Source organism: Terrabacter sp. P5_B1 (assembly GCF_056400505.1).
On sequence record NZ_JBFULD010000600.1, the window covers coordinates 1 to 844 of the forward strand.

Annotated in this window: 1 protein-coding gene; it reads right to left on the reverse strand. The window is 71.2% G+C overall.

All coding sequences use genetic code 11. From position 1 onward, the window contains the following. On the reverse strand, positions 1 to 844 hold an 844-nt coding region (locus tag AC1DP0_RS22320), incomplete at both ends, for a Gfo/Idh/MocA family protein (protein WP_478088834.1).

Sequence of the window (844 nt, forward strand, 5' to 3'; positions counted from 1 at the left end):
GGGTCGAGGGCCGGCACATCGACCGCGCAGCCGCCGGTGCGCAGCGACGTCGTCGCGCAGGCGCCGGCAGCCACGGCCTCACGGGCCGCGACGGGCGAGGTCATCGTCGGACCGCCGTCGCGGGCGAAGCGGACGAACTCGGCCATGAGCAGCGGGTCGGCGCCACCGTGGCCCGCCGTGTCGGCGGCCGGGATCTCGATGACCTCGTCGGCGTCGTCGCGATAGGTGTCGGTGCGACGGGTCCACACCTTGACGAGCGCGCCGGGGCCGTCGCCGAAGTTCTCGAGGCGCCCCTTGGTCCCGATGACCGCGTAGCTGCGCCAGTAGTCCGGCGTGAAGTGGCACTGCTGGTAGCTCGCCAGCACACCCCCCTCGAGCACGAGGTTGGCCATCGAGATGTCCTCGACGTCGACGACCGGATGGAGCTCGCGCTGCTCGGTGGGCGGCCAGTTGTCAAGGGAGTACCAGTCGGCCATCCGCCGGTCGGAGTTGTCGCGGTGGTCGGTGATGTCGCCGTAGACCGCCAGCGCCCCGACCGCGCTGACCCGGCGCGTGTAGGCGCCCGCAAGCCAGTGGATGACGTCGATGTCGTGGGCGCCCTTCTGCAGCAGGAGACCAGTCGTGTTGCGCCGGTCGGCGTGCCAGTCCTTGAAGTAGTAGTCGCCGCCCGCCGAGACGAAGTGGCGGCACCAGACCGCCTTGACCTCGCCGATCGTGCCCGCCTCGATGACCTCGCGCATCGCCCGGACCACCGGCATGTGACGCATGTTGTGCCCGACGTAGAGGCGCGTGCCCGTGCGGTACGCGGCCTCGAGGATGCGGTCGGCGTCCTCGACGCTCGTCG